The 6,790-nt window shown below is 62.2% G+C and carries 6 protein-coding genes, 1 tRNA gene and 1 pseudogene; 4 read left to right on the top strand and 4 right to left on the bottom strand.

Annotated elements, in window-relative coordinates:
• Positions 1–424 precede the first annotated feature (424 nt).
• Positions 425–1,621, bottom strand: coding sequence for an acyl-CoA dehydrogenase family protein (locus AC1DQK_RS18950; RefSeq protein WP_477873390.1), 1,197 nt, complete (start codon positions 1,619–1,621; stop codon positions 425–427).
• A 392-nt stretch (positions 1,622–2,013) separates the two neighbouring features.
• On the opposite strand from AC1DQK_RS18950, the gene AC1DQK_RS18945 reads away from it, so the two are divergent.
• Positions 2,014–3,114: an alcohol dehydrogenase catalytic domain-containing protein gene (locus AC1DQK_RS18945; RefSeq protein ID WP_477873388.1), complete on the top strand. Its 1,101-nt coding sequence runs from the start codon at positions 2,014–2,016 to the stop codon at positions 3,112–3,114.
• A 158-nt stretch (positions 3,115–3,272) separates the two neighbouring features.
• On the opposite strand, the gene AC1DQK_RS18940 is transcribed toward AC1DQK_RS18945, so the two are convergent.
• Complete coding sequence (locus AC1DQK_RS18940) at positions 3,273–4,082, bottom strand: SDR family NAD(P)-dependent oxidoreductase (protein WP_477873386.1); 810 nt, start codon at positions 4,080–4,082, stop codon at positions 3,273–3,275.
• Positions 4,083–4,483: 401 nt separating this feature from the next.
• Between AC1DQK_RS18940 and AC1DQK_RS18935 the strand changes: the two genes are divergently transcribed.
• Genes AC1DQK_RS18935 through AC1DQK_RS18925 form a run of 3 tightly spaced genes read left to right on the top strand, consistent with a single transcriptional unit; the run spans position 4,484 to position 5,985 of the window.
• Positions 4,484–4,750: a hypothetical protein gene (locus AC1DQK_RS18935; protein ID WP_477873384.1), complete on the top strand. Its 267-nt coding sequence runs from the start codon at positions 4,484–4,486 to the stop codon at positions 4,748–4,750.
• 15 nt (positions 4,751–4,765) lie between these two features.
• Positions 4,766–5,587: an SDR family NAD(P)-dependent oxidoreductase gene (locus tag AC1DQK_RS18930; RefSeq protein ID WP_477873382.1), complete on the top strand. Its 822-nt coding sequence runs from the start codon at positions 4,766–4,768 to the stop codon at positions 5,585–5,587.
• The gene (locus AC1DQK_RS18925; RefSeq protein ID WP_477873380.1) at positions 5,584–5,985 is read left to right on the top strand and encodes a nuclear transport factor 2 family protein; all 402 of its coding nucleotides are present in this window, start codon (positions 5,584–5,586) and stop codon (positions 5,983–5,985) included. The genes AC1DQK_RS18930 and AC1DQK_RS18925 overlap by 4 nt, the downstream gene beginning before the upstream one ends.
• 174 nt (positions 5,986–6,159) lie before the next feature.
• Here AC1DQK_RS18925 and AC1DQK_RS18920 read toward each other — a convergent pair.
• Both AC1DQK_RS18920 and AC1DQK_RS18915 read right to left on the bottom strand, forming a co-directional pair.
• Positions 6,160–6,270: pseudogene (locus AC1DQK_RS18920) on the bottom strand (NAD(P)-binding protein); the annotation flags it as partial.
• 417 nt (positions 6,271–6,687) lie between these two features.
• Positions 6,688–6,764 (bottom strand) — tRNA-Met (locus AC1DQK_RS18915).
• Positions 6,765–6,790: the final 26 nt, after the last annotated feature.

Raw genomic sequence — 6,790 nt, 5'->3', positions numbered from 1 at the left:
CCTTGCCCGGAAGCATCGGCTCGATCCGACGCCACTGCGCCTCGCTTAACTCGTATCGCTTGATCCCCATGATGCCTCCGCAATCGCGGAAACCCATGAATCAGACATCCCACCACTTGGGAATCCTCTGAATGTCGATACAGCCTAGAGCCTGGACGAAATGGTGGCCCCAGACGTCCCGGCAGCACCGCGATGCGGGACGTTCGCTCGTCAATCCCTCGCATAAAGCAGGTCATCCGAGCCGATCTTCATGCGGTCACCTCGGCGCTGGGGCTAAATCCGCGGGGGAACACAAGCAAAGCCGCATCGCTACTCGTCAGCCTCTCCCTGGCCGCTTCGCGGAACATGTCGCTTAACATGGTGGCACGCGCAGCCCTGCGCCAGAAGGCGCAGGGTTTCTACGCACGGGTCGTTGGCCGAGCCCTTAGAGCATCAGGTCGACGGGTTCGCCACCCATCAACAGATCGCCGAACGTGCGCCCGTAGATTCGATACTGGGCGGCCGCGTGCTGCCGCGCGGTCAGCATGTTGCGGTAGATGCGGCCCATGTTCGACCGGTTATAGACGCCGCCGCCGCCCGAAACGGTGAGCATCTGCTCGGCGAGCTTGACGCTGCGCTCCGCCACGCTCGCGCTCTGGAAGCGCATCATGTGACGCATCTCGAGTGGCGGCATTTCGTCGCGCTCGGCATACTCACTCATGATGTCGAAGTTGGCGAACATCGACTTCTTCATCTCATCGATTCCGGCGACCGCAGACGCAACCGCAAGCTGCGCGTCGGGATCTTTCGACGTCTTGCTGCCCATGAAAACCTTGTCGCGAGCATATTCACGGAACAGGTCGGTCAAGTGCTGGAGAGCACCGATATGGCCGTTCGTGATGCCGCGCATGAACACGAGCATGAACGGCATCCGGAACAGCGGGCCCGAATTCCACGGGCGGCCAGGATTGGTACCGTTGAAGCCATCCGTGAACTTGTGCGTACGATGTTCGGGCACGAACGCCTTGTCGACAACTACGTCGTGGCTGCCCGTGGCGGCCAATCCGGTGGTATGCCAAGTATCGACGATCTTGGCATCTTTGCGGGGCAGAAGGAAGGACCGATACTGGGCCGGATCACCGTCGATAAAGCCACCCAGAAAAGTCCACTGGCAATGCTCGCACCCACTGGAATAGGACCAGCGGCCACTCAACTCGTAACCGCCTTCCACCGGGGTCGCCTTGCCCCCCGGCATGTAGGGTGACGCGATCAGGACCGAGTCGTCTTGCCCCCACACGTCCCGCGCCGCCTGATCGTCCATCAAGCCTATGTGCATGCTATGCAGGCCAATGACGCCGTAGATCCAGGCAACCGACATGTCACCTTCGGCAAGTGCCATCTGCACCTGCGCGAAGGCGCGTTGTCCGAGCTCATAACCGCCCCAGCGTTTCGGCTGGAGTACACGAAACAGGCCCGCCTCGTTGATGCGGCGAACGGTATCGGGATTGACGATGCGGTTACGCTCGTCCTCATCCGCACGCTCGCGCATCAGAGGGATCAGCGCGCGAGCCCGCGCGACGAGTTCATCGATCGTGGGAATGTTGAACGTCGGGGCGCTGACGCTGGCGGTTTCAGTAGACACCCAATGACTCCCGATAGTTCCAGCATGTCCGATCGTCGTCGGCATGCCCCGATTGATTGAACTCTAGACCTCGCGCTTCGTGCGAAGCATACCTCATTCGGACGAGCGATTCCGCAGTTATGGGGCGGCGATACGCGCTGTGATCGCCTCCACCATCGAGCGGGTATTAGCCGAGCCGCCGAGGTCGGGCGTCAAGTGCTTTCCACCCCGAGGACGCCTTTCATCGCTTCGAGCACAAGTTTGGCCGCTTCGCCTTAACCGAGATGGTCGAGCACCAACGCCCCCGCAATCGTCCGACGAGACGAGGAAGGGTGCGCTGCCATCTGCAACGGTTTCGAGACTGTGCGTTGCCAGGGTAGCACGACCTCGCTTGCGCATTGGGAGAACACAGAATGAAGACCAAAGCCGCCGTCGCCTTCGGGGAATCGCAGGCACTCGAGATCGTCGAGCTCGACCTGCGCGATCCGGAGGCGCACGAGGTGATGGTGCGGCTGCACGCAACCGGCCTCTGCCACAGCGACATCGCCGCGCTGGATGGGGAGAATGTGCTCGGAGCCTTTCCGATAGTGCTCGGGCACGAGGGCGCCGGAGTGGTCGAGAAGGTCGGCGCGGCGGTAACCTCGGTCGTTCCGGGCGATCATGTGATGATTGCACCATTACCGCAATGCGGGCGCTGCGAGGAGTGCCTCAGCGGGCGCTCCAATCTCTGCGCCGATACGTTCAAAGGCTTCGCCGGAACATCCTCGCCGTTTTCCTACAAGGGCAAGCCGATCGGTCGGTTCATGCACGCCGGCACCTTCACCGAATACACCGTCACGAGCGAATCGGCGGTGGCCAAGATCCGTGATGACGCGCCGCTCAACCGTGCTTGCCTTGCTGCATGTTGCGTGGCGACGGGCGTCGGTGCGGCCGTGTTCGCCGCGAAGGTCGCCCCAGGCTCGACCGTGGTAGTGTTTGGGATGGGCGGTATCGGGTTGAACAGCGTTCAGGGCGCGCGTTTCTCAGGCGCCACCCGCATCATCGCGATAGACACCAACCCCGCAAGAGAGGAGGCCGCGCGCCGGTTCGGCGCTACCGAGTTCATCAACCCGCGCGACCTGAACGTCGACGTAGCGGACCATATCCAGGAGCTGACAGGCGGCGGCGCGGACTATGCGATTGAGGCTGCAGGTCATCCGTTGGTCGTCCGCCAGGCACTGCGTTCGGTCCGGTTCGGCTCGGGCCAGTGCATCGTAGTGGGCATGATGCGTGACGATGCGGTTCTGGAGTTGAAGCCCGCGGATTTCGGGATCGGCCGATCAATCCGCACTTCGGCGGGTGGCGATCTGCGCGGCCGCTACGACGGGCCCCGCCTCGTCGAGTGGTATATACAGGGCAAGCTCGATTTCGAGGGCCTAGTGAACGACACCTATCCGCTCGAGCAGATCAACGAAGGACTGGACGCGCTGCGCGCGGGCAAAGTGATCCGCAACATCATCGATCTGCTGGTCTGACGGACATTCGCGTTTCAGCTATTCCGTCCCGGCGCCGCCCCCGGGACGGCGCGTCAAAACCGCCGCGCAGGTATCTAGACCGAGATTCGGATCGCGCTTGGCCCGATGATATCCGCTCGGTCAAGTCGGGCTGGTTCCCAAGCCGCCCGCCGCAAGCCTTATTCTCCAGGCCTGATTGATACGGCGCCGATCAGCGTGTTTTGATGGCTCATCTGGCCGCCATCGATCGAGATGCACTGGCCGTTAACATAAGCGCCTTCGGCCGAGATGAGCCACAACACGGCAGCGGCGATGTCCTCCGGTACGCCGAGCCGTGGCGACAGCATGTGCGGCATGATCCTAGGCCACGCCTCGTCGCTCCCGAACACATCCTGAGTCTTCGGAGTGAGGATGATGCCAGGCGCAATCGTATTGCAGCGTATACCCTCATGGCCATGCTGTGCCGCGATATACTGCCCCAACGTGACGATGGCCGCCTTGCTCACGCCATAGGCGGTGAGCCCGGGCCCGCCGCGCAGCGCCGCGCCGGATGCGATGTTGACTATCGCACCACCACCGCTTGCACGAAGTGCCGGAATTGCATGGCGGCAGGCGAGCATCGTCCCACGCAGATTGACCGCCATCGTGCGATCCCAGATTTCCAGATCGATTGTCTCGATACCGAGATCGCGCGCAGTCAGGCTTGTGTCTGCGGCATTGTTGACGATGGCGTGAAGCCCGCCCCAGCGATCAACGGCCTCATCCACCATCGCGCGAACCGAGCGTTCGTCGGACAAGTCCATATGCTTGACATGCGCCGCACCGGCACCGGCGTCCGTGATCTCCACTGCCACCGCAGCGGCGGCCGCGGCATCGATATCCGCGAGGAGAACGCGCGCGCCCTCTCGCGCTGCGCTGCGAGCAATGCCAGCACCGATGCCGGTCCCCGCGCCCGTGACGACGATGATCTTTCCCGCCAAACGCGCCATCGGTCCCCTCTCTAATCAAGAACGGAGTCGGAGGTTAACCGATCGAGCGACACCGTACCTACCGCGAACGGACGATCGCGCTGCCGGTACTCCCGAAGCTCCTCGCAATTTCGAGTGGCAAACCCTGACGCCCTGTCCTGGCGAGCCCAAGCATATTGCCGCGCTGGCGTTGCTCCTTGCGTCAGACGAAGCGGTATTCATGACCGGCGCGACCGTACCCAGCGGACAGCGGCTGCTCGCTCATCAAACCCACATCGGCGATATGATGGAGCTGTTCGCGCAAAGTTCCTGATCGGGTCGCGGGACAATAGTCCGGCAAGACGATGCATATAGAGCAGGCCACAGCCTCTATTGAAAGGCTCGCACATGCTTAGGGCAGGCGATCGGAAGGGATTGCGTTTATGTCAGGCGCCGCATCCGACGCGCAAGCCTCCGTATACGACGATCCCGAACGGTTCGACCTCATGCGCGCACCCAATCGCCACGTCGGCTTCGCTGCCGGACCCCATTTCCGCCTCGGTAGCCGGCTTGCCCGGCAGGAAGAGCAGAGCATGTGCCGCGCCGTCGCGACGAGACTACCGCGCCTTTATCTCGTTCGCGAACCAAAGCTGAAGCGAAGTTCGGTCCGGTCGTGCGACGCGCTCATCGTGACAGCAAAGAAGCGGTAGGAAGGAATTATGCTCATGGATGACGCACGACGAGCGGACCCTGCGAAGTACGGCCCTTGGGCGGTGATCGCCGGAGGCTCGGAAGGGATCGGCGCAGCCTTTGCGCAACGACTGGCTGAAAGCGGTATCAATCTTGTCCTGCTCGCTCGCAAGCCCGAACCGCTCGAGGAGGTTACCGCGCAGGTGGCCGCGCTCGGTGTCGAGGTGCGATCACGCGCGATCGACCTCACCGCAGCGGACGCGATGGATCAGGTTAAGGCGCTGACCGACGACATCGCGGTCGGGCTCGTCATCTATAATGCCGGCTCGTCCGATCGCGTTGCCGAGTTTCTTGACGAACCATTGGAAAGCTGGCTGCGACTGATAAATCTCAATGTCATCGGGCAAACCACATTCACTCATCATTTCGGCGGGCTGATGCGCAAGCGCGGCCACGGCGGAATCATCCTCGTCGGATCGATCGCGGGGTGCTGCGGCGCCAATGCATTTGCGACCTATGCCGCGGCCAAGTCCTTCAGCCGCGTTCTTGTCGAGGGGTTGTGGCGTGAATTTTCGCCCGACGGAGTCGATATTCTCAGCCTGATCGCAGGTAGCACATACACGCCTGCGGCGGTGCGCATGGGCCAGCCTACCGAGCACCCGCTCTTGCCGACGGTCACAGCAATGGAGGTCGCCGACGCGGGACTGGCCAATCTCGCGGACGGTCCGGTCTACGTGATGCCGCTTCAGCAGGAAGCGTTCGCCTATCTTCGCAGCCTGCCACCGAAGGAGGCGGCGATCGCCATCGGGCGTTCCACAAACGAGATGTTCGGGCGGACCGAAAGGAGCATGGCATGATCTCCACGACTGATCTGGACGACATCAGGCAGCTATTTGTACGCTATTCGAACATGATCGATGAAAGGCAGTTCTCCCGACTTGGCGAGGTGTTCACGCCAGACGCAGCGTATGACATCGAGGCCGTCGGCCTCGGCACATATCGCGGATCCGAGGAAATTCTAGGGTTCCTCCGGACCGCGCCGCATCCGTTGCTTCACAACAATGTCAATGCCGAAGCGACGATCGATGCCGATGGAACGGTGCGGGCGTTCTCGCGCTGCCTAGCGGTACTTGATACGGGGCAATCGTCGATCGCTACCTATCACGATATACTTGTACGCACTGCCGATGGATGGCGCATAGCGGAGCGTATTGTGTCTCCCCGCACCACGGCGTCGATCCCGGCGGAGAACTAACGGCTCTCGGATCGGCCTGGGGCATGATCGTTCGAGGTAGAAGCGCGTGGCGTTTCCTCCGAAAGCGTGAATCATGCTCTGACAATGGTTAGACCTTGATCGGATCAGATCGGTGAATCGGCCTGATCGTCGGCTTGAACTCGTTCGAGTTCGAAGGCGATGGAAGGGCCAATCGTCACCGCCAGCTTCGATCAGGAGCACGCGTTTGTCCGGCCTGGCGCTCAGCCGGTTCGCGCGGACACAGCCCGCCGATCCGGCGCCGACGATGATGTAGTCGAACTCCACGGCTTCCCTCTCCACACCAGCTGAGCCACGCCCGACAAACAGATGAACCGCCGAAGCAGCGCACGTGCTGAACTTCCCGTGGCGAGCAACGCGCAGAGCTGCTCCAGGCTTCTTGCGATAGCGTCCGCCGCGTGCCGATGCAGCAACGTCAAATCAGACGGATGGAGGATGGAATGGTGAACAGGGTCACCGAGCTACCGCTCTCCTGGCCCCTGTCCACAATCTGAGTGTCGGCGAACCGGTATCGGGGCTGCTCGTCCCCATGGCCACGCGGCGGATGGGCGGCGCTTTGTCGACGACGGGGGCGAGGACGCGCCGGTCCGCGCGTAAAGGTAGAGAGGCCTGGCCTCCTGCCGGAGGCGAAGCGGCCCGCGCGGAGTTATCCGAGCGGGCTGAGATTATGTTGGTTTGTTTATTTGGTTGCGGGGACAGGATTTGAACCTGTGACCTTCAGGTTATGAGCCTGACGAGCTACCGGGCTGCTCCACCCCGCGACACTGAGAGCGGCCTTGGGGTTGTG

The organism is Rhizorhabdus sp. P4_G5 (assembly GCF_056401065.1).
This window is presented reverse-complemented; position numbering and strand designations above follow the sequence as displayed.

Bases quoted from the DNA above. Each gene is read 5' to 3' on its own strand.
- AC1DQK_RS18935 (WP_477873384.1), top strand. From the start codon at position 4,484: ATGTCAGGCGCCGCATCCGACGCGCAAGCCTCCGTATACGACGATCCC.
- AC1DQK_RS18930 (WP_477873382.1), top strand. From the start codon at position 4,766: ATGGATGACGCACGACGAGCGGACCCTGCGAAGTACGGCCCTTGGGCG.
- AC1DQK_RS18940 (WP_477873386.1), bottom strand. From the start codon at position 4,082: ATGGCGCGTTTGGCGGGAAAGATCATCGTCGTCACGGGCGCGGGGACC.
- AC1DQK_RS18925 (WP_477873380.1), top strand. From the start codon at position 5,584: ATGATCTCCACGACTGATCTGGACGACATCAGGCAGCTATTTGTACGC.
- AC1DQK_RS18945 (WP_477873388.1), top strand. From the start codon at position 2,014: ATGAAGACCAAAGCCGCCGTCGCCTTCGGGGAATCGCAGGCACTCGAG.